Origin of the sequence: Nesterenkonia haasae, assembly GCF_010119385.1 — a bacterium.
Classification (GTDB): domain Bacteria; phylum Actinomycetota; class Actinomycetes; order Actinomycetales; family Micrococcaceae; genus Nesterenkonia; species Nesterenkonia haasae.
Genome location: NZ_VFIE01000017.1, coordinates 547,816 through 572,389, shown reverse-complemented (window position 1 = coordinate 572,389; position 24,574 = coordinate 547,816). Strand labels below are relative to the sequence as shown.

At 60.5% G+C, this 24,574-nt stretch carries 24 protein-coding genes; 20 read left to right on the top strand and 4 right to left on the bottom strand.

Annotated features, from left to right (window positions below; all coding sequences use genetic code 11):
* Positions 1-876 carry a DUF3097 family protein gene (locus FH975_RS02745; protein ID WP_162319915.1) on the bottom strand — a complete coding sequence of 292 codons (876 nt, stop codon included), beginning with the start codon at positions 874-876 and terminating at the stop codon, positions 1-3.
* Positions 877-926: 50 nt separating this feature from the next.
* Here FH975_RS02745 and hrcA point away from each other — a divergent pair, with 50 nt between their 5' ends.
* From hrcA to FH975_RS02695, 10 genes are all read left to right on the top strand, one after another.
* Positions 927-1,961, top strand: coding sequence for a heat-inducible transcriptional repressor HrcA (hrcA, locus tag FH975_RS02740; RefSeq protein ID WP_162319914.1), 1,035 nt, complete (start codon positions 927-929; stop codon positions 1,959-1,961).
* Between the two features lie 12 nt (positions 1,962-1,973).
* A complete protein-coding gene (dnaJ, locus tag FH975_RS02735; RefSeq protein ID WP_162319913.1) occupies positions 1,974-3,095 on the top strand; it encodes a molecular chaperone DnaJ in 1,122 nt (373 codons plus the stop codon).
* Positions 3,092-3,874 carry a 16S rRNA (uracil(1498)-N(3))-methyltransferase gene (locus FH975_RS02730; protein WP_162319912.1) on the top strand — a complete coding sequence of 261 codons (783 nt, stop codon included), beginning with the start codon at positions 3,092-3,094 and terminating at the stop codon, positions 3,872-3,874. The genes dnaJ and FH975_RS02730 overlap by 4 nt, the downstream gene beginning before the upstream one ends.
* 40 nt (positions 3,875-3,914) lie before the next feature.
* On the top strand, positions 3,915-4,961 hold the full coding sequence (locus FH975_RS02725) for a PhoH family protein (protein ID WP_407938611.1): 1,047 nt from the start codon (positions 3,915-3,917) through the stop codon (positions 4,959-4,961).
* On the top strand, positions 4,958-5,458 hold the full coding sequence (gene ybeY, locus FH975_RS02720) for an rRNA maturation RNase YbeY (RefSeq protein ID WP_162319910.1): 501 nt from the start codon (positions 4,958-4,960) through the stop codon (positions 5,456-5,458). Before FH975_RS02725 ends, ybeY begins: the two co-directional genes overlap by 4 nt.
* Entirely contained in the window at positions 5,455-6,831 is a 1,377-nt protein-coding gene (locus FH975_RS02715; protein ID WP_162319909.1) for a hemolysin family protein, read from the top strand. Before ybeY ends, FH975_RS02715 begins: the two co-directional genes overlap by 4 nt.
* A gap of 9 nt (positions 6,832-6,840) precedes the next feature.
* Positions 6,841-7,833, top strand: coding sequence for a GTPase Era (gene era / locus FH975_RS02710; RefSeq protein ID WP_162319908.1), 993 nt, complete (start codon positions 6,841-6,843; stop codon positions 7,831-7,833).
* Positions 7,834-8,081: 248 nt separating this feature from the next.
* A complete protein-coding gene (gene leuA, locus FH975_RS02705; protein ID WP_162319907.1) occupies positions 8,082-9,827 on the top strand; it encodes a 2-isopropylmalate synthase in 1,746 nt (581 codons plus the stop codon).
* Positions 9,828-9,996: 169 nt separating this feature from the next.
* On the top strand, positions 9,997-10,746 hold the full coding sequence (recO, locus tag FH975_RS02700; protein ID WP_162319906.1) for a DNA repair protein RecO: 750 nt from the start codon (positions 9,997-9,999) through the stop codon (positions 10,744-10,746).
* A gap of 21 nt (positions 10,747-10,767) precedes the next feature.
* On the top strand, positions 10,768-11,586 hold the full coding sequence (locus tag FH975_RS02695) for an isoprenyl transferase (RefSeq protein WP_162319905.1): 819 nt from the start codon (positions 10,768-10,770) through the stop codon (positions 11,584-11,586).
* A 4-nt stretch (positions 11,587-11,590) separates the two neighbouring features.
* Here the strand turns inward: FH975_RS02695 and FH975_RS02690 are convergent, their stop codons facing one another.
* Positions 11,591-12,655 (bottom strand): alpha/beta hydrolase, encoded by a 1,065-nt coding sequence (locus tag FH975_RS02690; protein ID WP_162319904.1) that lies wholly within the window; start codon positions 12,653-12,655, stop codon positions 11,591-11,593.
* 61 nt (positions 12,656-12,716) lie between these two features.
* Between FH975_RS02690 and FH975_RS02685 the strand changes: the two genes are divergently transcribed.
* Positions 12,717-13,808, top strand: coding sequence for a quinone-dependent dihydroorotate dehydrogenase (locus tag FH975_RS02685; protein ID WP_235928289.1), 1,092 nt, complete (start codon positions 12,717-12,719; stop codon positions 13,806-13,808).
* A 33-nt stretch (positions 13,809-13,841) separates the two neighbouring features.
* On the opposite strand, the gene FH975_RS02680 is transcribed toward FH975_RS02685, so the two are convergent.
* Positions 13,842-14,462, bottom strand: a complete 621-nt coding sequence (locus tag FH975_RS02680; protein WP_162319903.1) for a DUF3043 domain-containing protein — start codon at positions 14,460-14,462, stop codon at positions 13,842-13,844.
* Between the two features lie 108 nt (positions 14,463-14,570).
* Here FH975_RS02680 and FH975_RS02675 point away from each other — a divergent pair, with 108 nt between their 5' ends.
* The 5 genes from FH975_RS02675 (at position 14,571) to def (ending at position 18,917) form a co-directional block, all read left to right on the top strand.
* Complete coding sequence (locus tag FH975_RS02675; RefSeq protein WP_162319902.1) at positions 14,571-14,975, top strand: HesB/IscA family protein; 405 nt, start codon at positions 14,571-14,573, stop codon at positions 14,973-14,975.
* Between the two features lie 244 nt (positions 14,976-15,219).
* The gene (gene ctaC / locus FH975_RS02670) at positions 15,220-16,113 is read left to right on the top strand and encodes an aa3-type cytochrome oxidase subunit II (protein ID WP_328821743.1); all 894 of its coding nucleotides are present in this window, start codon (positions 15,220-15,222) and stop codon (positions 16,111-16,113) included.
* Between the two features lie 2 nt (positions 16,114-16,115).
* On the top strand, positions 16,116-17,840 hold the full coding sequence (gene ctaD, locus FH975_RS02665) for an aa3-type cytochrome oxidase subunit I (RefSeq protein WP_162319901.1): 1,725 nt from the start codon (positions 16,116-16,118) through the stop codon (positions 17,838-17,840).
* Positions 17,840-18,241, top strand: coding sequence for an aa3-type cytochrome oxidase subunit IV (ctaF, locus tag FH975_RS02660; protein WP_162319900.1), 402 nt, complete (start codon positions 17,840-17,842; stop codon positions 18,239-18,241). Before ctaD ends, ctaF begins: the two co-directional genes overlap by 1 nt.
* A gap of 67 nt (positions 18,242-18,308) precedes the next feature.
* Positions 18,309-18,917 carry a peptide deformylase gene (def, locus tag FH975_RS02655; protein WP_162319899.1) on the top strand — a complete coding sequence of 203 codons (609 nt, stop codon included), beginning with the start codon at positions 18,309-18,311 and terminating at the stop codon, positions 18,915-18,917.
* A gap of 6 nt (positions 18,918-18,923) precedes the next feature.
* Here the strand turns inward: def and trpD are convergent, their stop codons facing one another.
* A complete protein-coding gene (gene trpD / locus FH975_RS02650; RefSeq protein ID WP_162320058.1) occupies positions 18,924-19,964 on the bottom strand; it encodes an anthranilate phosphoribosyltransferase in 1,041 nt (346 codons plus the stop codon).
* A 203-nt stretch (positions 19,965-20,167) separates the two neighbouring features.
* Here trpD and ctaE point away from each other — a divergent pair, with 203 nt between their 5' ends.
* The 4 genes from ctaE to qcrB all read left to right on the top strand — a co-directional run bounded on the left by ctaE (position 20,168) and on the right by qcrB (position 24,558).
* Positions 20,168-20,815, top strand: a complete 648-nt coding sequence (gene ctaE / locus FH975_RS02645) for an aa3-type cytochrome oxidase subunit III (RefSeq protein WP_456238256.1) — start codon at positions 20,168-20,170, stop codon at positions 20,813-20,815.
* Between the two features lie 59 nt (positions 20,816-20,874).
* Positions 20,875-21,672 (top strand): cytochrome bc1 complex diheme cytochrome c subunit, encoded by a 798-nt coding sequence (gene qcrC / locus FH975_RS02640; RefSeq protein ID WP_162319898.1) that lies wholly within the window; start codon positions 20,875-20,877, stop codon positions 21,670-21,672.
* Between the two features lie 61 nt (positions 21,673-21,733).
* On the top strand, positions 21,734-22,828 hold the full coding sequence (gene qcrA, locus FH975_RS02635) for a cytochrome bc1 complex Rieske iron-sulfur subunit (RefSeq protein ID WP_162319897.1): 1,095 nt from the start codon (positions 21,734-21,736) through the stop codon (positions 22,826-22,828).
* Complete coding sequence (gene qcrB, locus FH975_RS02630; protein WP_162319896.1) at positions 22,825-24,558, top strand: cytochrome bc1 complex cytochrome b subunit; 1,734 nt, start codon at positions 22,825-22,827, stop codon at positions 24,556-24,558. The genes qcrA and qcrB overlap by 4 nt, the downstream gene beginning before the upstream one ends.
* Positions 24,559-24,574 lie beyond the last annotated feature (16 nt).

The window sequence follows — 24,574 nt, the reverse complement described above, 5'->3', positions numbered from 1 at the left end:
TTAGGGGACTGTGACGAAGTCAATCAGTTCCTCGACCCGGCCCAGCAGGCTAGGTTCGAGATCGGCGTAGCTGCGGACTCGTCCCAGAATCCGCTTCCAGCCGTGAGCAATGTCTCGCTGGCTTGATGCAGGCATCCCCAACGCCCTGAGTGTCCCGACCTTAATATCGGTTCCGCGCGGAATATCAGGCCAAGCCTGCAGCCCCAGGCGCTCAGGCTTCACTGCCTGCCACACATCCACATAAGGATGACCCAGCACCAGCACATTGCCGGCCGCCCCCACCTGGCGCATCGTTTCCGCCGCGATCCGGGACTCCTTGGACCCCGTGACCAGGTGATCGAGCAGAACACCGATCCTGCGTTCGGGGCCTGGTTGGAATTCCCGCACCGCAGCGACCAGGTCGTCAGCACCATGGAGGGGCTCCACCACAATTCCCTCCCCGCGGAGGTCATCGCCCCAAACTTTCTCTACCAGTTCAGCGTCATGGGTGCCTTCCACCCAGATACGTGAGGCACGCGCCATTCGTGCCCGCCGGGGACCTTCAGAAGCGAACGAGCCCGATGCGGTGCGTTGGGGCCCCGACGGTCGCGCGCTGCGTACCGGCGCGATGAGCTCCACTGGCTGTTCATCAACCAAAAACCCGAAACCCAGCGGGAACCCGCGTTCCCTCCCGTCGTAGTCGCGGAGTCGAACCAGCTTCATACCACCGGAGGCTTCAACGCCTACGACGACGCCTACCCACCCAGAACTCCGCTCCTCCACCTCCAAACCCGAGGTTGCCGGAACCTTGGGCAGCGTGCGCTGCTGAGAGCGTCGTCGATCTGAAACGTCCTGAGCTCCCCAGGAGCTCCAGTCGGTGGGAAAAGGTGTACTCATGGTGACATTGTAGAATTAGCAGTCGAGCTTTGAGAGTGCCAGGAGGTCCCATGTCCGATACCAGTACCAGGCGATTGCAGGTGCTGCGCGCGATTGTGGAGGACTATGTCCAAACTCGTGAGCCCGTGGGGTCCAAGGCCCTAGTCGAAAGACGCAACCTGGAGGTCTCCCCGGCGACCATTCGCAATGACATGGCGCAGTTGGAGGAAGAGGGCCTGATCGCTGCTCCCCACACGTCAGCAGGACGTATCCCCACCGATCGCGGCTACCGGCTCTTCGTCGACCGCATCACGGAGGTCAGGCCACTATCGCGTGCCGAGCGGCGCGCCATGGATATCCTCGCTGAAACCGCGGACGACCATGAAGCGACCATGGAGCAGACAGTGCGCCTGCTCGCCATGCTCACTAATCAAGTGGCAGTCATCCAACATCCTCAGCACACCTCGGCCACCATCCGGCATGTCGATGTGGTCCCCATGTCGGCACAGAAGGCTCTCGTGATTGTGATTCTCTCCACAGGAAAAGTGGAACAGCGCATGGTGACGCTGGGGGAAACACCGGATGAAGATTCCCTGCACCGGGTCGGCCTGAAAGTCTCCGAACAGCTCTACAGACGCTCAGCTTCAGCGCTGCCAATACCAGTGAGCACATTGATCTCCGCAGTCGAACCGGCTCTACAGTCCACGATGGCTGTGGTCGCACACGCTGTGGAGACAATCCTAGAATCTGGACGGGTGGATCGCATCATCATGGCCGGTACTGCTAACCTCGCCAAGTCGGGTGGTGACTTGGGGCCGTCGATCGGACCGATCCTCGAAGCGCTCGAGGAACAAGTGGTGTTGCTGCGGTTGTTGCATGAGATGCAGCACGATCGGCGGGGGCTCTCGGTACGGATCGGCCAGGAGACCTCCCATGAATCGCTGCAGGAGACTGCGGTGGTGGCCGCCGAGTACGCCACTGGAAAATCCGGCGGTGACGGCGCAAAACTCGGCGTCGTCGGCCCGACCCGCATGGACTACGGCTCCACGATGTCGGCTGTTCGCGCTATGGCACGCTACCTGTCACGAATACTTTCCGAAGGATGAGAACCGCACCAAATGGCAACTGACTACTACGAGGCGCTGGGTGTTGACCGCAGCGCATCTACCGAGGACATTAAGAAGGCCTACCGCAAGAAGGCGCGGCGGCTGCACCCCGATGTGAATCAGGCCGACGACGCCGAAGAACAGTTCAAGGTGCTCGGGCAAGCCTATGAGGTGCTGTCCGATCCGCAGAGGCGGCAGAGCTATGACACCACCGGTGATCCTAACGGGCGCCCAGCCGGCTTCGGCGGTGCTGGTGCTGGTGGGTTCGGTGGCTTCGGAGACATCTTTGAGACGTTCTTCGGCGGCGGCTCCGCCGGGCCAGCCTCGCGCACCCGCCGCGGACAGGACTCACTTATCCGCGTGCGGATTGACCTGCGCGACGCGGTGTTCGGCGTCACTAAAGAGGTCGAGGTGGAGACCGCTGAGACCTGCTCAGTGTGCAACGGGTCCTGCATGCGGCCCGGCACGTCACCGACGACATGTCCCGACTGCAAGGGGGCCGGTCAGACTCAGCGGCCCATGCGTTCCATACTGGGCACAGTCATCCAGACCCAAACCTGCGCGCGCTGCTCTGGCTTCGGAAATATCATCGAAGATCCCTGTCAGGAATGTGATGGTCAGGGACGTGCTCGGGAACGCAAGACGCTGAAGGTCAAGATCCCTGCCGGTGTGGACCGTGGTAATCGGATTCATTTGGCCGGTGAGGGAGAGGCCGGAATCGCCGGAGGCCCGGCAGGTGACCTCTTCATCGAGATCGACATCCGCCCGCACAGTGTCTTCACGCGGCGCGGCAACGATCTCCACGCGACGATCAACGTGCCCATGACCTCTGCTGCCTTGGGCACCTATGTCACCTTGGACACTTTTGACGGTGAAGAGAGCCTTGAGGTCAAGCCAGGAACCCAGTCTGGGGAAGCGCTCACACTGCGTGGCAAAGGTGTGGCGCATCTGAGGGGAATGGGTCGCGGAGATCTCAAAGTTCACCTGAAGGTGGACACCCCGACCAAACTCTCCGAGAAGCAAAAAGAGCTCCTTCGGATGCTGGCCGAAGAACGTGGCGAGAAGCAGGGCGAGTCCAGCACTGAGCACAAGGGTATGTTCGCGAAACTTCGCGAGGCCTGGGAATCGGTGTGACCGCACCGCTGTTCCATCTCTCCCCGGGAGCGCTCGATGCTGTCCGACCAGGTTCCACAGTCCGAGTCTCCGGAGCTGAGGGCCATCATGCGGCAACGGTGATGCGGCTGGGCGTCGGCGAGGCGATCCAACTCTCCGACACCCAGCACCGACGAGTCGACGGGGTGATCCTCGAAGCTGCCTCTGGTGAACTCACCGTCGAGGTGTGGGCCGTGGAGGATGAGCCGAATCCGCGGCCGCGACTCGTGCTGGTCCAAGCGCTGGCCAAAGAGAAACGCGACCTCCAGGCCGTTGAATCGGCCACGGAGCTCGGAGTGGACGCAGTCATCCCATGGGAAGCCGAACGGTCCGTAGCCAAGTGGAAACCAGGCCGCGAGGCTAAGAAGCACGCCGAATGGGTCAATATGGTGCGCACCTCCGCGAAGCAAACACGCCGCACAGCCCTTCCCGAGGTGCGAGAACTGCACACCACAGCCCAGTACTGCCAGCAGATACAGCGAGACCAAAGGATCTGCGCAGTAGTCCTGCATGAAGCCGAAGAAGTCTCGCTGAAGGCTGTTCTGACCGCAGCCGGGGCCATGGAAGCGGACACTGCGATCGAGGAAATTCATCTTCTGGTGGGCCCTGAAGGCGGTATCACCGCTCGTGAGCTGGGAGAGTTGAAGGCAGCCGGAACGCAGACGGCGCGGCTTGGCCGAAACGTGTTGCGCAGCTCAACCGCAGGACCCGCGGCAGTAGCCGCAGCCCAACTGTTGCTGGGCCGCTGGGACTGGCCATAGGAAGTCCGGACGAACCCACGTATCCTAGAAGGACCGACACATCAACCAAGCGAGGCATCAGATTACCGAGACTGTCACCCCCACTTTTTTTGAGCGCGAGGTCCACTTCGCCGACGCCGAGACCATGTTCCGCACCCTCGGTGTGCAGGATATGGCGCTGCGCATCCTCGCCGGGCTATACCCAGAGGCCAGCATTGGGCTTCGGGACCAGCTGATCACGGTGTCTGGAGCTGCGCAGGACGTCAACCCAATGGTGGAGATCCTGACACAGCTGAAGACTCTCGCGGCTTCTGGAAGCACCGCCACCGAGGAAATCGTCGAACAGATCGCCACCATGGTTCGGGCTCAAGACGCTCCCACCAGTGCGCGTATGGTGGCGACGAACATCCTCTCCCATCGTGGGCGAACGATTCGACCCAAGACGGGGAACCAACAGACATACGTGGAGACCATCGACGAGTCCACGGTCATCTTCGGAATCGGCCCAGCCGGCACGGGTAAAACCTATTTGGCAATGGCCAAGGCGGTGCAGGCTTTACAAGCCAAAGAAATCAAACGGATCATCCTTACCCGGCCCGCCGTGGAGGCCGGAGAGAAGCTCGGATTCCTGCCGGGTTCGCTCAATGACAAGATCGACCCGTACCTGCGACCGCTCTACGATGCGCTGTACGACATGATCGAGCCCGAATCCATACCGCAGCTGATGGCCGCCGGGACTATCGAAGTGGCTCCTCTGGCATATATGCGCGGCCGGACGCTCAACGACTCCTTCATCATTCTGGACGAGGCGCAGAACACCACCGCAGAACAGATGAAGATGTTCCTGACCCGACTGGGTTTCAACTCAAAAATCGTGGTCACCGGCGACATCACCCAGGTCGACCTGCCTCGCGGTACCGACTCTGGGCTGCGCACAGTGCTGGGTATCCTCGAGGGAATAGACGACATCGCCATCACCAGGTTCGGCTCCCAGGACGTGGTCCGCCACGAACTCGTGGGACGGATCGTTGACGCCTACGAGAAGCACCAGAACTCGCAGCTATCGGCAGACACCCAAGCGCGAAGAGGCGGCGGAAAGCGACGATGACCGTCACTGTCGACGATGCCTCAGCCAGTCCGCTCATCACTGCTGAGCACTGCGCCGACCTGGTGGACCTCACCGCATTCCTCTTCGCTGAGCTCCATCTCTCAGCCGAGGTCGAACTCGCTATCAGCATGGTGGACGAGTCCGCAATGGCACAGCTGCATGTGGAGTGGATGGACCTCTCAGGGCCCACTGATGTGCTGAGTTTCCCCATGGACGAACTGACCGAAGGGTCAGCTGAGGTACCAGTACCCACTGGGACCCTGGGCGACGTCGTGCTCTGTCCAGCAGTTGCCGCGACTCAAGCCCAAGCCGCTGGTCACTCACTGGGGGATGAGCTACTGCTGCTGACGACGCACGGGGTACTGCATCTGCTCGGCTATGACCATGAGGACTCCGAGGATCGGGCTGCCATGTTCGGACTGCAGGCTCAGTTGCTGGAAAAGTACCTGGGTCGACCCGCCCCAGTGCCCACCGCCGCTGAGGGAGCCCAGGAGTGATCACCGCACTGCTGATCGGCGCTGCCATTGCTGCCGCGGTCCTGGTGTTCCTGCTCTCGACCGCAGAGTCTGCGTTCATTCGGCTGACCAGAAAAGAAGCTGAAGATATCGCTCAGCGGCACGGTTCCCGCTCCGTGGAGCACATCCTGGAGCAGCCGGTGCCGCACACGCTGGCCCTGCAGATCTGGCGGTGGGTGCTGACCACAGCCGCCATAGTTCTGGTGACGATCTCATCCGTGCGGCTCATTGGCGACGTCGAAATCGGCGCTGTGGTGGCCGGGGCGGTGCTCGCGCTGATCGGTGTACTTTCTGCTGCCGCCTCGCCGCGGAAGATCGGCCGTGCCCATCACCTGCGACTAGCTTCGGCCACTGCCCGCATGGTGCGTGGACTGAGGATCTCCCTGGGCCCGGTGCCGGTGTGGCTGTCCGTGGTGGGTGGCAAGATTCTCCCCGGCACCGCACGCGACCAGGGCTTCTTCGACGACGACGAGCTGCTGGAGTACATCGCGCGGGCCAACGAGTCTGATGTCATTGAAGACTCAGAAGCTGAACTCATCGAGTCCGTGCTGGATATGTCCACCACCCGAGTGCGGTCCGTCATGGTGCCGCGTACCGATATGGTGACCATCGAGGCTGAGGCCGACCTGGACGAGGCTATGACGCTGTTCTTGGGATCCGGGTACTCACGCATGCCAGTTACCCGTGGTTCAGCCGATGACATCACCGGCATGGTGTACCTCAAAGATGTGGCCTTTCTGGAGCATATGCTCAGGACTGGCCGTGCGCCTTCTGTCTACGCGGGGAGGACCTCATCTTCCATCCGAGTGGAAGAGCTTCAGAGAGACGTCCGGTACGTCCCGGAATCCAAGTCCGTCGGGGAGTTCCTGTCGGAACTCCAGAGAGAATCTACTCACGTCGCGATCGTCATCGACGAGTACGGCGGCACTGCCGGTCTGGTCACTATGGAAGACCTCATCGAAGAGCTCGTCGGGGAAATCGTTGATGAGTATGACCGTGAGGACGCGGAAGTGGAGCGGCTCGACGACGGCAGGCTCAGACTCTCAGCGCGATTGAGCGTCGATGACTTCGCCGAGGAATTCGGGTTGGACCTCGATGATGAGGAAGACGTGGACACTGTCGGCGGGCTGCTCGCCAAGATGTTGGGACGGGTGCCTATCGCTGGTTCAGAAGTGGAGATCGACGGCGTTGTCCTGCATGCTGACAGGTTGGGCGGACGCCGCAACCGCGTGACTCACGTGTTGGCCTGGGAGCATGAAGATCGCCGCGGCGCCCGCGGCGGAGTCGGAACGGGAGACGAAGATGATGCCACCCGCGAGGACCCTGACCGAGAGCCCGCAGAGGCGTCCAGATAGGTGGAAGAGATGACTGACAACGTATTGCAGGAGTTCCCTGAGTACAACGAAAACTATCGGGCGGGCTTCGTGTCCTTCGTCGGGCGCCCCAATGCTGGGAAATCCACACTGACCAACGCCCTGGTGGGGGAGAAGGTGGCCATCACAAGCTCCAAACCCCAAACCACCAGGCACACCATCCGTGGCATAGTGCATCGGCCCCAAAGCCAAGATTCGCCCGGAGCGCAGCTTGTCCTGGTGGACACCCCGGGTCTGCACCGGCCAAGGACACTTCTGGGTTCGCGCCTGAACGACCTGGTGATAGACACACTCAGTGAAGTGGACGTGGTGGGTTTCTGCATCCCCGCCGATGAGAAGATCGGCCCGGGAGACCGATTCATCGCCGGTCAGTTGAACAAGCTGCCGCATAAGCCAGTGGTCGCATTGGTCACCAAAACTGACAAAGTGCCACGGGCTGATCTGGCGGAGCAGCTGATGGCTGTTGACCTACTCGGGCGCGAGCACTTGTCGAGTGAGGGCCGGAAGGCCGAGGGATTCGCGGCCATCATTCCGGTTTCCGCAGTGCGGGGCGAACAGACCGACGTCGTCACCGACGAGCTCATCACCATGATGCCCACCTCCCCTCCGCTCTACCCCAGTGGTGAACTGACTGATGAGCCGGAGCGAGTGATGATCGCGGAGCTGGTGCGGGAAGCTGCTCTAGAAGACGTGCGTGACGAGCTGCCACATTCGATCGCTGTCACTGTGGAAGAAATGCTGCCGAGGGAGGGTCGAGCGGCGGACAAACCGCTGCTGGACATCCACGCCACGATTCACGTAGAGCGGGACTCCCAGAAGGCTATTATCATCGGACATCGTGGCTCACGGCTCAAGCAGATTGGCAGCGGAGCTCGCGAAGGCATCAAGAAACTGTTGGGAACACCGGTCTACCTTGACCTCCACGTCAAAGTCACCAAGGAATGGCAGCGGGACCCCAAGAAACTCAACAGGCTGGGGTTCTAGCGCGAGCAGAAAAGCAGCGCTGAGGCGGCGCCGTTCTCATATGTGCTAAATTCGAATGGTGCAGTCTATTCAGCAGCGTGCGCTACTAGAGCTACTACTTCTCCGCCGCAGCGGGGAAGTGCTTGCGCCGCGCTAAGTCACGGGCAAGAGCTTCTCAAGGCCGAATCCCCGCTGCGGAGACTTCCCGGAATCTTACCCGGCCCGCTCGGCCTTCACCGCACAGCCACCAAGACTGAAGGAATTCTGCCATGCGCACACCGCAAAAGCCCTCACCGATGCCCTATCACCGGTACCTGCCTTTCCAGGATCAGATCACTGTGTCCGTCCCTGACCGGACCTGGCCAGATCAGCTCATCACCTCAGCTCCCCGGTGGTGTGCCGTTGACCTGCGCGATGGCAACCAGGCTCTGATCGACCCCATGAGCCCCGAGCGTAAGCACCGCATGTTCGATCTCCTGGTAAGCATGGGATACAAGGAAATCGAGGTCGGGTTTCCCTCAGCATCACAGACAGACTTTGACTTTGTCCGTCAGCTCATTGAGCAGGACAAAATTCCCGACGACGTCTACATTCAGGTGCTCACCCAATGCAGGGAGCACCTGATCGAGCGGACCTTCGAAGCAATCTCCGGTGCACCCCGCGCCATCGTCCACCTCTACAACTCCACCTCTGTCCTCCAGCGTGAGGTTGTCTTCAAACAAGACCGTGCCGGGATCGTTGACATCGCGACCACGGGTGCGCGGCTGTGCAAGAAGTTTGAAGAGCAGCTGATGGCGGACCAGCCCGAGACTGAGATTGTTTACCAGTACAGCCCGGAGTCCTTCACCGGGACGGAACTGGATTTCGCTGCCCATATTTCCAATGAGGTGGTGGAAGTCCTCGGAGCCACAGCGGAGAAGCCGGTCATCGTTAACCTGCCCGCCACTGTCGAAATGGCCACACCGGATGTTTACGCAGACTCCATCGAATGGATGCACCGTAACCTGCATCCGCGCGAAGCCATCATCCTGTCGCTGCATCCCCACAATGACCGCGGCACCGGAGTGGCCGCCGCCGAACTCGGTTACAAAGCTGGCGCGGACAGAATTGAGGGTTGCCTGTTCGGCAATGGGGAGCGTACTGGCAACGTGGACCTGGTGACCCTTGGGATGAATCTCTTCAGTCAGGGAATCGACCCGCAGATCGATTTCCGAAACATGGAAGAGATCCGACGCACCGTCGAGCACTGCAACCAGATGCCCGTGCCGGAACGTTCACCCTACGGCGGGGATCTTGTCTTCACCGCTTTCTCCGGATCCCACCAAGATGCCATCAACAAAGGTTTTGCGCATATGGATGCGCGTGCCGAGTCCGAGGGCCGGCCACGCGAGGACATCACCTGGGGCGTACCGTACCTGCCGATCGACCCCAAGGACATCGGTCGCAGCTACGAGGCTGTTATCCGAGTGAACTCCCAGTCCGGTAAGGGCGGGGTTTCCTACGTTCTGAAGGCCGAGCGCGGAATCGAGCTGCCACGCCGAGCGCAGATTGAGTTCTCAGGAGTCATTCAGCGCCGAGCAGATGTTCAGGGCGGCGAAGTCACCCCGGCTGAGATCTGGCAGATGTTCCAGGACGAGTACCTCCCAGCTGACGATGGGGACAAGCAGTGGGGTCATTACCGGTTGGGAACTGTGGATACCTCGTCCACTGCGGACGGCGAGTTCTCCATGGACCTTGAGCTCCACACCAACGGGACCCTGCGGAGGATCACCGGAGCCGGAAACGGCCCGATTGACTCGCTGTTGCGAATCCTCGCCGCAGAAGGCGTGGATGTGCGGCTTCTTGACTACACCGAGCACGCGATGAGTTCAGGCGGAGATGCCCAGGCCGCCAGCTTTGTCGAACTCGCCGTCGGAGAGCGTGTCCTCTGGGGCGTCGGGATCGACTACAACACCACGCTGGCGTCCCTGCAAGCGGTCTTCTCCGCGGTGAACCGCGCTATCCGCGATTCCTGACCCAGCAGCCAGACCAGCCTGCGCTGGCACAGATGCCAATTCACCACGCTCTGGACCTCATTCTCCCGACCAGAGGCGTGAAATGTGACATCTGTGCCAAAGGTGGGCTGTGACCGGCCAGGAGGCGAATCCTGCCACAGGCTGCAGGTGGGGGCATATGCTGAGACCTATGGCCGGTTCCACCTTCGCTTCTCGCAGCTACCGAGACATCGGCATCGTGCTGCGCACCCAAAAGCTGGGCGAGGCTGATCGGATCATCACCGTGCTCACGGCCTTCAACGGCCTAGTGCGCGCAGTCGCTAAGGGAGTGCGCCGCACCTCGTCAAAGTTTGGCGCCACACTGGAGCCCTTCATGGTCGCTGATGTCCAGTTCGTCCACGGCCGGAATCTTGACATCATCACGCAGGCGCAGGGCCGCAGCTCCTACGGCACGATGATCGCGGCTGACTACGACAAGTACACCGTGGCCTCAGCAATGTCGGAGGTTGCCGAGCGGCTGACCGACACAGGCCACAGTGCCGAACGCTCCCAGTTCGATCTGCTCCACGGGGCGTATTCCGCCCTGGCCCGAGGAGTGCACAGCCCAGACTTGGTCCTAGGCTCCTACCTGCTCCGTTCACTGAGTGAGGCTGGCTGGGCCGTGACGTGGACTGCGTGCGTCAACTGTGGAGAACCTGGTTCCCACACAGGATTCCACGCCGGATCCGGTGGGCCAGTCTGCTCCGCCTGCCGCCCCCCAGGTACACGCACTCTGCCTGCCGGAACCGCGGAACTCCTCCATGCCCTGCAGCACGGTCACTGGAAGGCCACAGGTGAAGCGGCGCCCGATATCCGTCATGAGGCAGTGGGCGTCGTCACTGACTACGCCCAACACCATCTTGAACGCAGACTGACCTCCCTGAGGGCCTTCGCCCACTGAGCGTGCCCGAAGACTGGCACAATGAACTCTGTGAACCCCCGCCGACCCAAGGGCGACGCCGCCCGCTACCAGGACCCCTGGCCCCACCCAGACGGTGTGACTGCGCCGAAGCTACCCGCCGCGCTTACTCCTCGACACGTTGCTGTAGTGATGGACGGCAATGGGCGTTGGGCCAATCAGCGGGGCCTGCCGCGCACTGAAGGTCACCGTGCTGGCGAGCACAGCCTGATGGAAGTCATGGCAGGGGCGATAGAATCCGGCGTCGAGCATGTCAGCGTCTACGGGTTCTCCACGGAGAACTGGAAACGTTCCCCCGAGGAAGTGCGGTTCATCATGAGTTACTCCCGTGACGTTCTGCGCCGGCAACGCGATGTGCTCAACTCCTGGGGAGTCCAGATCCGGTGGAACGGCAGGCGGCCCAAACTCTGGCGTTCGGTCATCAAGGAACTCCAAGCGGCCGAGGAACTGACCAGAAACAACACACGGGTGACCCTCACCATGTGCGTGAACTATGGGGGGCGGGCGGAAATCACTGACGCCGTCCGCCGGATCGCTGAGCGCGCGGCGGCCGGGGATATCGACCCGCAGCGCATCCGCGAGTCCACCATCACCGCTCACCTCCAACAGCCCAATGTGCCGGATGTCGATCTCTTCCTCCGCTCATCGGGGGAGCAGCGGCTGAGTAATTTCCTGCTGTGGCAGTCAGCCTATGCTGAGTTCGTGTTCATGGACACGCTCTGGCCCGACGTGGACCGCACCACACTCTGGAAGGCTATAGAGGCTTATGCGCAACGCGATAGGCGGTATGGCGCCGCAGTGGATAAGATTCGCGACTCCTGAGCATTCACTCCACGTACCCGCGCAACCACCGCGACGCCTCCTGGAAGGCCGACAGGCGAACCTCCTCTGGGGAGGCGAACACGTCATGCATGGCGCGCGGAATCCGCACGATCGTGACTCTGCGGCTGAGCTTGTGTGAACGCCGTGCCAGCAGCTCGACGTCCAATACGCTGTCGTTTTCCTGGAACTGCTCGCTCCACTGTGTCCGGAAGGCCGACTTCTCAGCGAGCAGCACAAGAACTGGGGTGTCCAGCTGCAGGCCTTGGCGCACTCGCCGGTGACCGGCGAAGACTGCTTTCAACCAGCCCATGGTCATGGGGAAGGACGCGCGCGGCCGCCAGAGCGGGTGGAGCTCCCATTCACCATGGGCCTGCGATGACATCGACTGCCAGTAGTTCTCCGGCCGGGGCACTTTCAGCTCCGCAGTCGGGTTGACCCGGTTCAGTGGGGTGACGATTCCTTCTGCGGCCGCCCGGGCGGGGGAGTGACCGGGCAGCTCCAACCATGGAGAGTTGAGCACCAGCGCCGAGACTCCGTCCGGATGACGTTCGGCCCAGAGCGCGGCCACAAGTCCTCCAGTGGAGTGGGCATTGATCACCGGTGCCGGGGCTTCAGGGTTCTCGTCTGCGATCACAGCGCACGCCGCGTTGATCTCGGCGTCATATTCGCTGAGGTCTTCAATATGGCCAGGTGTCTGGTGCTCGCGCAGGCTCCGACCGTACTTGCGCAGGTCTAGCGCGTAAAAGCGGTGCCCACGTCCGATCCACTGGTAAGCCATCGGCAGGTTATAGAAGTAATCTGTCCATCCATGGAGCTGCAGCACAGGAGGCAGGGTTGAACCTGGTTCTGGCTCTTCTTCGCAGCGCACCAGGGTGGCGCTGACAGTGCCTTCGAAATCCTCCCCGAGGGGCAGTGTCATCCGCGAGCAGCCCGGCAGATAGTCCTCGACCCACTCGTTCGGTGCGGAGTCGGTGAGCAGCTCCTGCCCCAAGTCATTGAGTTCTCGCCGCGCTGTGGTGCCGGTATCCTCACCGGACTCGGGGATTCTGCGCTCGTGCTCAACCGTCATAGGAGAAAAGTCTAGCCAAGCGAGGCTGAGCACCAGCTGAGTGGGCGATAGGATCTGAGGCATGCCGGTTCCCATGTATCAGTTCGCATTCCGCACAGTGTTGTCCCGAATGGACCCTGAACAAGCTCACCACTTGGTGGTCACCGGCCTCCGACTCGCACACCAGCTCGGAGTTGGGCGGGTTCTGGAGAAGCTCACCGCGCCGGATCCAGCTCTGAGGACAGCGGCGTTGGGTATGACATTTCCCTCACCCTTCGGACTCGCCGCAGGGTTCGACAAGGGAGCCTCGTCTGTGTTGCCGCTGGCGTCGCTGGGGTTCGGACACATAGAAGTCGGCACCATCACCGCGCAGGCCCAGCCGGGAAACCCCAAACCTCGGCTCGTTCGCCTGGTGAAGGATTCGGCCCTGGTGAACCGAATGGGGTTCAACAACGACGGCGCCGCAACAGTGCGTCAGCGTCTGGAGCGGACGACCCGGAACATCGCTCGGCTCAAGCGTGCAGGACGGCATGCGCCCATTGTTGGGGTGAACATCGGAAAGACCAAGATCGTGCCCCTTGAAGGTGCTGTGGATGACTACCTGCTCTCAGCCAGCGCTCTTGCGCCGGTGGCCGACTATCTGGTGGTCAACGTCTCTTCGCCCAATACGCCCGGGCTTCGGCAGTTGCAGGACATTGAGGCGCTGCGTCCTCTTCTGCGGGCGGTGGGTGAGGAGTCCGACGCCGCCGCAGGGCGTCACGTGCCGCTGCTGGTCAAGATCGCCCCTGATCTTGCCGACGCCGATGTCGACGCCGTCGCTGATTTGGTTACTGAGATGGGTCTAGACGGCATCATAGCTACCAACACGACTATCTCTCGGAGCGGACTGCTGAGCCCGGAGGATGCCGTGTCGAAAGCTGGGGGAGGAGGTCTCAGCGGGCCCGTTCTCGTTGAGAGATCCAAGGAGGTCCTCGTTCGGCTGCGCGATCGACTGCCGGAGGGGGTCACTGTGATTTCTGTCGGCGGTGTGGTGACTGCAGCAGACGTAGAAGAGAGGCTCCGGCTCGGAGCGACGCTGGTTCAGGGCTACACAGGCTTTGTGTACGAAGGCCCGCTGTGGGCTCGGCACATCAACCAGGGGTTGCGCGCGCTGCGTGGCTCAAAGGTGGGCTGAAAGCCTGCACTCTCTGAGCGTGGTCAGCGCCGTCTAACTGGGAAACTCTCCACGGTTGACCATGGGCTTCGGCAGCCGCAGACGGCGCATCTGCAAAGCCCGCATAGCGGCGTAGAAGCGGGAGCCTTTCTCCATATTCCCGACACCGAACTTAGCTTCCAGGCCCTTGCGCGTTTTGTGCCCGACCCAGAACAACTCTGTGAAGACAGCAAGCATCAGCACGAACAGTAGGTAAGAGGTCAGGGCGCGGGTCTCGTCAGTGAGAAGGAATGACGCAAAGAGGAACACCAGCACCAGAACCAATAACCATTCGCCGACTCCGTGCCGGGCGTCAACGTAGTCGCGGATCCAGCGTTTCTGGGGGCCCCGGTCACGAGCGGGCAGGTACTTCTCCTCGCCGGTCTCCATTGCCTGACGCATTTTGGCCCGCTGTTCCTGAATAGCTTTGCGCTGGGAAGCACGGGCTGCTTTGCGGTCGTTGTGCACCAGGGGTCGACGGCGGGCAGCCTCCTGGTCTCGCCGCTTGGGCGTCGGTACACCCTTTCTTTCGGGCGTCCGTTTCCGCTGGGCAGCTGCGGCCTCTTCTGCTTCGCGGGCGGCGGCAGCCTCTTGGGCCGCATTGTCCGTCTGACTCTTCTTCCTGAAACCAAGCACCTCATCAGTGTACTGGGGGATCGGAGCCCTGCGGGAATGACCCATGGGGACTGGACGTTGGTACTGTGCAAGAGGCACTGGCCGTAGACCATGATGTAAGGGGAGAAAATGAGCACTGCCACACCGGAAACAACTGAGACCAGCCACGCTGCTGATGTCCGCGGCTCAGAGGTTGAGGGTTTCACCCCCCACCAAGTCGAGCTTTCCGAGACTGCCAGCCAGAAGGTGAAGTCTCTGCTGGAGCAGGAAGGGCGGACCGATCTGCGACTCCGAGTCGCTGTCCAGCCGGGCGGTTGCAGCGGTCTTATTTACCAACTGTACTTCGATGAACGCACCCTCGACGGGGACGCCCTGCGCGAGTTTGACGGAGTGGAAGTTGTGGTCGACAAAATGAGCGTCCCCTACCTGGAAGGCGCTTCGATCGACTTTGAGGACTCCATCTCCAAGCAGGGGTTCACGATTGATAACCCCAATGCCGGTGGCTCATGCGCCTGCGGTGACTCGTTCCACTAAAGCAGCTGTCTTCTACTACGTAATGTAGAAGTCACATTGAAACCCGCGTTCCCCGGAGGGGCGCGGGTTTCTGCGTGACAAGCCGACTTGGCGGAGTGTCTTGGTCCAGCGCTCCCTCTACAAGTCGTAGTAGTCTTATCTTCAGCGTAAAGATGTCGCTGATCACTGCCTTCACAGCGGTGGTTGAGACCCAAGTGATAGTGCGCGATTCACTCGCACACAACTGAAAGAGGAAGGGCCGTCTGTGAGTTCTTCGCAGAAACAAACCGGCAGCTTCAGCCGCACGGCGAAGTCGCTGGCCCTGGCCGGTGTGGCACTCCTGGTGCTCACCGCATGTGCAGAGGATCACCCTGCACGCCGTGGCTGGTTGCCCGGTAACCGCGACACCACGTCCAACACTGCGGAGGTGACCGATCTCTGGGTCAATTCGTGGATCGCCGCACTTGCTGTTGGCGTCCTGACCTGGGGGCTCATGCTCTGGTGCATGGTGGCGTACCGTCGCCGTAAGGGCGAAACCGGATACCCCCGTCAGCTGGCCTACAACATCCCGCTGGAGATCATGTACACCCTCGTGCCGTTGGTGATGGTGGCGGTGTTCTTCTTCTACACGGACCAGGTCCAGCGCTCTATCGATGAGCCTTACGAAGACCCTGATATGACCATTGAGGTCTACGGCAAGCAGTGGTCCTGGGACTGGAACTACACATACACCTCCGCCGACGGCACTGACTACGAGGTCTATGACACCGGTGTCCAAGCCCACCTCACAGGCGAGGAAGGCGTTCAGGAGACACTGCCGACCATCTACCTACCGGTCGACCACGACATCACCTTCGAGTTGAAATCACGCGATGTGATCCACTCGTTCTGGGTCCCTGCCTTCCTGCAGAAGCGCGATATGGTCCCGGGTCGCACCACATACATTTACCTGAATCCGCAGGAAACCGGAGTCTTCGACGGCAAATGTGCTGAGCTCTGCGGTGAGTACCACTCAGAGATGCTGTTCAACGTTGCAGTGGTCGAGGAAGATGAATTCACCAATTATCTCGATGGTCTTGAAGAGGGCCACCTGGGTGATGAGTACAACCGCAACGTCAACCTTCACGACTCCGACGTTCTGACCGGAGGGGACGACTAATCATGACCACCATGGAATATTCTTCCGATGACCCGCGCGAGGTTTCGCGGTCCGTTCCGGTTTCTAAGGGAAAGATCGTGGTCAGTTGGTTGACGACCACCGACCACAAGACCATCGGGTACATGTACCTGATCGCGTCGTTCCTGTTCTTCTGTGTCGGTGGGGTGATGGCGCTCATTATCCGCGCCGAACTCTTCGAACCCGGGATGCAGTTCCTGCAGACTAAGGAACAGTACAATCAGCTGTTCACCATGCACGGCACCGTCATGTTGCTGATGTTCGCCACGCCTCTGTTCGCAGGTTTCGCAAACGTCATTATGCCGCTGCAGATCGGCGCGCCGGATGTGGCGTTCCCACGCTTGAACGCGCTGGCCTTCTGGCTCTTCCTCTTCGGATCTGCCGTCGCCGTAGCGGGCTTCCTGACACCTCAGGGTGCTGCATCATTCGGCTGGTTTGCCTACGCCCCGCTGTCGGACACCACGTACTCTCCGGGAGTTGGTGGTGACCTATGGGTCTTCGGCCTGGCACTGACCGGGTTCGGCACTATTGCGGGTGGTGTCAACTTCATCACCACCATCATCTGCATGCGCGCTCCTGGTATGACTATGTGGCGGATGCCAATCTTCACCTGGAACACGCTGGTCACCTCCATCCTCGTGCTCATGGCGTTCCCTCCACTGGCGGCTGCTCTGTTCGGCCTGGGCTTGGACCGACGTTTCGGCGGTCATATCTTTGATCCGGAATCCGGTGGCGCCATCTTGTGGCAGCACCTCTTCTGGTTCTTCGGACACCCAGAGGTGTACATCATCGCCCTTCCGTTCTTCGGCATCATCTCCGAGATCCTGCCGGTCTTCAGCCGGAAACCGATCTTCGGATATAAGGGCCTGGTCTACGCGACTATCGCGATCGCTGCGCTGTCGGTCACCGTCTGGGCGCACCACATGTACGTCACCGGTGCAGTGATGCTTCCGTTCTTCGCCCTGATGACCATGCTGATCGCGGTACCCACCGGTGTGAAGTTCTTCAACTGGATCGGAACGATGTGGCGAGGCTCGATCACGTTCGAAACACCGATGTTGTGGAGCCTAGGGTTCTTGGTGACCTTCCTCTTCGGTGGTCTGACCGGCATCATCTTGGCCTCACCGCCATTGGACTTCCACCTCTCAGACACCTACTTCGTGGTGGCTCACTTCCATTACGTTGTCTTCGGCACTGTGGTCTTCGCGATGTTCGCAGGCTTCTACTTCTGGTGGCCTAAGTGGACCGGCAAGATGCTCAATGAACGGCTCGGTAAGATCAACTTCTGGATGCTGTTCGTCGGGTTCCACGGCACTTTCATGGTCCAGCACTGGCTCGGAGTCATGGGCATGCCGAGACGCTACGCCGACTACATGGTGGAAGACGGCTTCACTGCCATGAACCAGTTCTCCACAGTGTTCTCCATGCTGTTGGGGGCCTCCCTCATCCCGTTCTTCTGGAACGTGTGGATCACTCACCGTAAGGGCAAGAAAGTCCTGGTGGATGACCCGTGGGGCTTCGGCGGATCTTTGGAGTGGGCGACGAGCTGCCCCCCGCCACGGCACAATTTCTACTCCCTGCCCCGGATTCGGTCCGAGCGTCCGGCATTGGATCTGCACCACCCCGAGCTGTCCGACCGGCACAGTGTCAGCACTCCGGCCGGCAAGGTATTTGGACCTGCTGACCAGAAAGATAAGGCGGGTATCTGATGAAGACCAACATCGTCATTTTTGGTGGAATCGGCCTTTTCTGCCTCGTCGTCGCTTTCATCTACGGATTCGTGACGGGCTTCGGCGAACTCGCAGGTTTCCCCCTGCTGCTGCTCACAGCTGGTCTCGGTTTCATGCTCTGGTGGTACCTGAGGTCTGCCAATAAGCACCATGGCACTATGGACAGCGACAACCCTGAGGGGGAAGTCGCGGACATGGCCGGAAACTATGGCCAGTTCTTCCCGTGGAGCTGGTGGCCCCTGGGTCTGGGTTTCAGTTTGGCCTTCTTGTTCTTTGGTCTTGCCATCGATTGGTGGGTCTTCCTGCTGGCATGCATTCCGGCTGTGTTTTTCGTGACCGGTTGGGTCATGGAAGGAAACCGCAAAACCTACGCCCACTGAGGAAGTGTGGCATCACTGGGTTGGAGCTTGCGGATTCTGACCCTTCGTCATCGAGAGGATAGGCCCCATGGGCGTGCGCCCAATTGTCATCCATGGTGAGCCGGTTCTGCATCGGCGTGCCGAAGAAGTTGCGATCATCGATGATGAGATACGCAGCATCATCAAAGACATGGATGAGACTCTCGAGGCATCGCGCGGTGTGGGACTGGCGGCTCCGCAGATTGGAGTCGGTCTGCGAATATTCAACTGGAAGTATCCCGAGACGGGGGCTGCTCCTCAGCGCGGGGTGCTGATCAATCCCAGTCTCAGAATTATTGGCCGCATCTCCCAGGAAGCCCCAGACCCTGAAGATGAAGTCGAAGGGTGCCTCTCAGCACCTGGATACAGCTTCCCGCTCAAACGCAGTGATCACGTTGAGATCGCCGGGCTGAACCCTGACGGGGACGAGGTCAGGTTCGAAGCGTCTGGTTGGTTCGCCCGGATACTCCAGCATGAGTACGACCATCTCGACGGCTACCTTTACGTCAATCGGCTGAGCGAACGCTATGCCAAGCGTTGGAAGAAGGTCGTCAGACGGGAGGGGTGGAAAGTTCCCGGGCACTCTTGGCTTCCTGGGGTCGATCCAGACCCCTTCGGGCACGACGACGCCGAAGACGCGTCAAACAGCCCAAGCTGAGAGACCTTAGGTCTGCGAGAACTTCACCCATTCGTGCAAAACTCTTGAGGCTGCCCCAGAATCTATCGATTCGGCGGCCGTGTCCATATGCGATCGGAGCCGGGTGACCAGGTCGCCTTCGGCCGACTCCTCCAGGGCGGCAAGGCCTGCGGCAGCATTCAAGAGCACAGCATCACGAACGGCCCCCTCAGCCCCGCCAAGCACCTCGCGGACCACCTGAGCGTTGTGCGCCGCGTCTGCCCCTCGCAGGTCCGATACAGCACTGAGCGGGATTCCGACGTCCTCAGGGCGGAGCTCAGTGTGCGTGATGGAGCCATCGCGTACTTCCCAGATATCGGTGGCCGCTGAGGTCGTGATCTTGTCGCGGCCGTCTTGTCCGCGGAAAACGAGGGCCCGAGTACCGCGTGCCGCCAGGGACTGCGCCATCTGCGGTGCAAGCGACTGACTTGCACAGCCCAGTGCCTGAGCGGTGGGACGGGCAGGGTTGGAGATCGGCCCCAAGAAATTGAAGACTGTGCGGATGCCCAGGGATTTTCGACTGCTCATGACATGTCGCATCGCAGGATGAAACTGCTGGGCGAAGAGGAAAGTGATGCCCAATTCTTCGGCAGCAGCGGCAACCCGCTGGGTCGGCATGTCCAGATTGACGCCCAGCGCCTCGATCACGTCAGCCGCGCCAGCAGTGGTGGAGGCGCCTCTGTTGCCATGTTTGATGACTTTCGCTCCGGCTCCTACCGCGACCAGAGAGCTCATCGTAGAGATGTTGACGGTGCCCAGGTGATCGCCCCCGGTACCCACAATGTCCAGAGTGGGCCCGCTCACGGAGATCTGTACGGCTTTGCTCATCATCGATTGTGAGAGGCCCAGAAGCTCGGCTCCAGATTCTCCCTTGGCTCGCAGAGCCACCAGAAAGCCGGCTATGCGAGCTTCATCGAGTTCTCCGCCCATGAGCTGGTCCATGGCCCAGGCGGCCGTTTCGGAAGTGAGGTCGTTGCCGGCAAGTAACGTCTCGAGAAGTTCAGGCCAGGTCAGCTCGTCAACAGTCATAGTGACCACAATAGCCAGGTCTCTGGGCTCCCGTTCGAGTCGTTTTTCGACACGCTGTAGAAATATTTGTGCAACTTTCATCTCCGCCCGTTGCCGTCGATCCCAGGAATCACGCGGAACCAGCAGAAATCCGCCGATGACAGAGCGCGCCACACCACCGGTCCAGCATGCGAACAGCGACAATTTCAGGCCATAATGGGTCTGTGACGTCTGCAACCCAAGCCCCCGCCGCGCCGGCAAGAACTCTGCCGAACCGCCCGAACATGGTCTCTGTGGGAACCATGGTGTGGTTGACCAGTGAGTTGATGTTCTTCGCTGGTCTCTTCGCCATGTTTTTCACCCTACGTTCCACTCAGCCTGCTATGTGGGCCGAATACAGTGGGCGCCTGGACATCTTCCTAGCCACGATCATCACTGTGATCCTGGTGGCGAGTTCGGTGACCGCCCAGTTCGGGGTGTTCGCAGCCGAGCGGCACCAGCCGCGCCGAACCGGCGGGCTCCTGAGCATGAAGTCCTGGGGAATGGTCGAGTGGTACATCTTGTCCTTCCTCATGGGGTCCGTCTTCATCGCCGGTCAGTCCTATGAGTTCGCCGTTCTGGTTTCGCATGGAGTCTCGATCCAGACAAATGCGTTCGGCTCGGCCTTCTACATCACCACCGGCTTCCACGGACTTCACGTGGTGGGCGGCCTGTTCGGCTTCCTCTACGTGATCGCACGGGCCTACTTCAGCGTGAAGTTCACGCATAAGGAAGCATCCGCTGCTGTCGTGGTGTCCTACTACTGGCACTTCGTCGATGTCGTCTGGATCGCGCTGTTCGCCGTGGTCTACATCCTGCCGCTGCTGGTCTGACCGGCTGTGAAAAACCCAAGACTCGCACACCGCACCGAGAAGAAAAGGAACCGGCTGAAGTGAAGGCACTCTCTCAGAAGCGACGCCACCCGTTCGCGTTCGTGGCGCTGCTCCTCCTCGGCCTGCTGGTCACTGGAGGGCTGTACGCCGCCGCAACCACTGTGAACCAGGCCCAGGCGTCTAACACCCCCGATGGGTTCAGCTCTGAGCAGGTCGACGAAGGCGAGCGGCTCTTCGTTGCCAACTGCGCCTCCTGCCATGGCATGAACGCAGAAGGTTCAGACGCCGGCCCGTCACTGGTCGGCGTTGGGGCAGCCTCTGTCGAGTTCCAAGTCGGCACTGGACGTATGCCGATGCAGATGTCAGGCCCGCAGGCACAGCAGAAGCCGCCACAGTTCAATGAAGAGCAGACCACCCAGCTGGCGGCATATGTGGCGTCCCTCGGAGCCGGTCCAGGAATTCCAGATGATGAGTGGCTGGACGTGGACGAGGGCGACCCGGCCCGTGGTGGGGAGCTCTTCCGCATCAACTGCGCAATGTGCCACAACGCAGCAGGTGCTGGTGGCGCGCTCACCGAGGGTAAGTACGCGCCTAGCCTCCATGGTGTCGATGAAGTCCACATCTACACAGCCATGACCACAGGTCCGCAGAACATGCCGGTGTTCAACGATGCGAACATCCCTCCGGAGGACAAGCGCGACATCATTGCGTTCCTCAAGACCTACGAACAGCAGGGCTCGCCTGGTGGATTCTCGCTAGGCTTCCTCGGACCTGTCTCTGAGGGTCTGTTGATCTGGACCCTCGGCCTGGCCCTTCTGATTGGCTCCATGGTCTGGCTCACCTCACGGTCCTCCTAAGAGCCCGACCAACCATAAGCACCCATACCGCACTTGAGACACAGCAAAGGACGAAAACCATATGGCCGAGCACGGTAACGGCGACTCAACCGCCGTCGTCAAAGCCGGTGAAGGGGCGTCAGGCGACTATGCCATCGACAACCCAGGTCTCCCGCCGCACCGACCTCGTTTGGCCGATGTAGATGAGAAAGCCGCCAAGCGTAGTGAACGCCAGGTAGCCGCGCTGTTTTTCATTTCAATCATCGGCACCGTGATGTTCTTCGTCGGCTACTTCGCCGTCGCGAGGATGGATCAGTTCGAAAATTACTTCGAGGGTATGAGTGCACTTCGTGTGCAGAACACCCTTATAGGTGTCGGCACCGCACTGGCGATGCTCGGCATCGGTCTTGGCATCGTGCACTGGGCCAAGACTCTGATGCCTGATCATGAGGTGACTGAGGCCCGAAAGCCGCTTCGCACCGAGGAGGACCGTGCCGATGCGGAAAAGATCGTCACCGAAGTGGTTGATGAAACTCAGATCAAACGTCGTCCGCTGCTGCGAAACACGATGATCGCTGCAGCGCTGTTGGCCCCTCTCCCAGCAGTGGTGCTGTTCCGAGACCTGGACCGCACAGCTGACTTCGGTGTTGAGCGGATGCGTCACTCGTTGTGGGATGAGGGAATTCGCCTGGTCCGCGACCCCACAGGAACACCCATTCGCGCCGCTGACCTCACCATCGGATCGGCAATGCACGTGATCCCCGAAAATCTGCGTGAGGTTTCCGGCCACGGCGACCGGCTCGCGGAGAAGGCCAAGTCTGTTGTCCTCCTCATGCGCTTGAACCCGGACGACCTCCACGAGCCGACGCCCGGGAGGGAAGACTGGAGCTACGAGGGAATCATTGCCTGTTCCAAAGTCTGCACCCACGTGGGTTGCCCGGTGGCTCTGTACGAGCGGCATACCCATCACCTGCTCTGCCCATGCCACCAATCGACATTCGACGCTTCCGAAGAATTCAAGGTGACCTTCGGGCCTGCCGGTCGTCCGCTGCCTCAGCTGCCGATCACTGTTGATGATGAAGGCTTCCTGATCGCCCGCAGCGACTTCACTGAACCTGTGGGACCGACCTACTGGGAGCGCGGCCACACTGATCCGGAAGGTGACTTTCCAGCATGAGCGCCTCTAAAGAGAAATACACCGAGGCCCAGTACCTCGAAGCCATTGAATATCAACCCAAGACGGGCACTGGGAAGATCGCGAACTACGTGGACACACGTGTTGGCGGTACAAGCATCGTCCGCGAGTTTGGCCGCAAGGTCTTTCCTGACCATTGGACCTTCATGTTCGGTGAAGTTGCTCTCTACAGCTTCATCATTACGGTGATCTCGGGTGCATTCCTGACCTTCTGGTTCGACCCCTCCATGGCCACCACCCGGTACTCCGGGTCCTACGCTCCGCTCCAGGGGCTTGAGATGTCGATGGCCTACGCCACTTCGCTGGAATTGAGCTTCGATGTCCGCGGCGGACTTTTCATGCGCCAGCTTCACCACTGGGGTGCGCTGATGTTCGTTCTTGCGATGAGCGTCCATATGATCCGCGTATTCTTCACCGGAGCGTTCCGCAAGCCCCGCGAGCTGAACTGGGTAGTCGGAGCGACGCTGCTGGTCCTCGGTCTAGCGGCAGGTTTCACCGGTTACTCTCTGCCAGATGAAGTGCTGTCCGGTAACGGTCTGCGCATTATCGACGGAATGCTCAAGGCCATCCCAGTGGTCGGAACGTACATCTCCTTCTTCCTGTTCGGCGGAGAGTTCCCAGGCAATGAGGTCATACCGCGTCTCTATGCTCTGCACATCTTCGTCATTCCAGCGCTCCTGCTGATTCTCATTGCCGTGCACCTGTTCCTGGTCGTGATGCACAAGCACACCCAGTACCCCGGACCTGGTCGCACCCAGCGCAATGTCGTCGGCTACCCCATCGGACCGGTGTACGCGGCCAAGGCTGGGGGCTTCTTCTTCATCGTTCTGGGAGTCCTGAGTCTGTTAGCCGGGACATTCCAGATCAACGCACTGTGGAACTACGGTCCGTATGATCCTTCACCTGTCCAGGCAGGTACTCAGCCGGACTGGTATATCGGGTGGTTTGACGGCGTCTTGCGCATCATGCCTGGTTTCATCGGGAACATTCCGCTGGAATTCGTCCTCCCGACGCCGTGGGGAGGGAATTCGGTAGCGACGCCTGTCCTTGTGCCGATGATCCCGATTACAGTCCTTCTGCTGGGTGTTTTCGTCTGGCCATGGCTGGAGACATGGATCACTGGTGATAAGCGAGAGCATCACCTGCTGGACCGACCCCGCAATGCGCCCACCAGGACGGCGTTCGGTGTCGCCATGGTGGTTTGGTACCTGGTCATGTGGGGCGCCGCGTCCTCTGACCTTATGGCCACGCACTTTGCCTTGTCGCTGAACGACGTTATCTACTGGTTGCGAGCCGCGTTCTTCTTGGGGCCGATCATCGCTTACCTGCTGACTAAACGTATCTGTCTGGCTCTGCAGCGTAAGGATCGAGAAGTCGCCCTCCACGGACATGAAGCCGGTGTCATCGAGGTCAGTGCTGACGGTGAGTTCCACGAGCAGCATAAGCTGCCCAATGAGCACGAACTGTGGACTCTGGTGTCCTACGAGGCTCCGGCCCCGAGCGGACCTCGGCCAAATGCCAAGGGCAAGATCACGGCAGTTGAGAAAGTCCGAGCTCGGTTGAACCGTATCTGGTTCGAAGACCGGGTCGAGCCAGTTTCTCGCGAAGAGTACCTCGAAGCGATCGGCCACCACGGGGAGAGCCCGGCAGGGTTGGAAGCTGCTCAGTCACGGCAGGCCATCACCTCTGGAGCTCCCGCAGATAGTCGTTAGATAAAACACTGACGTC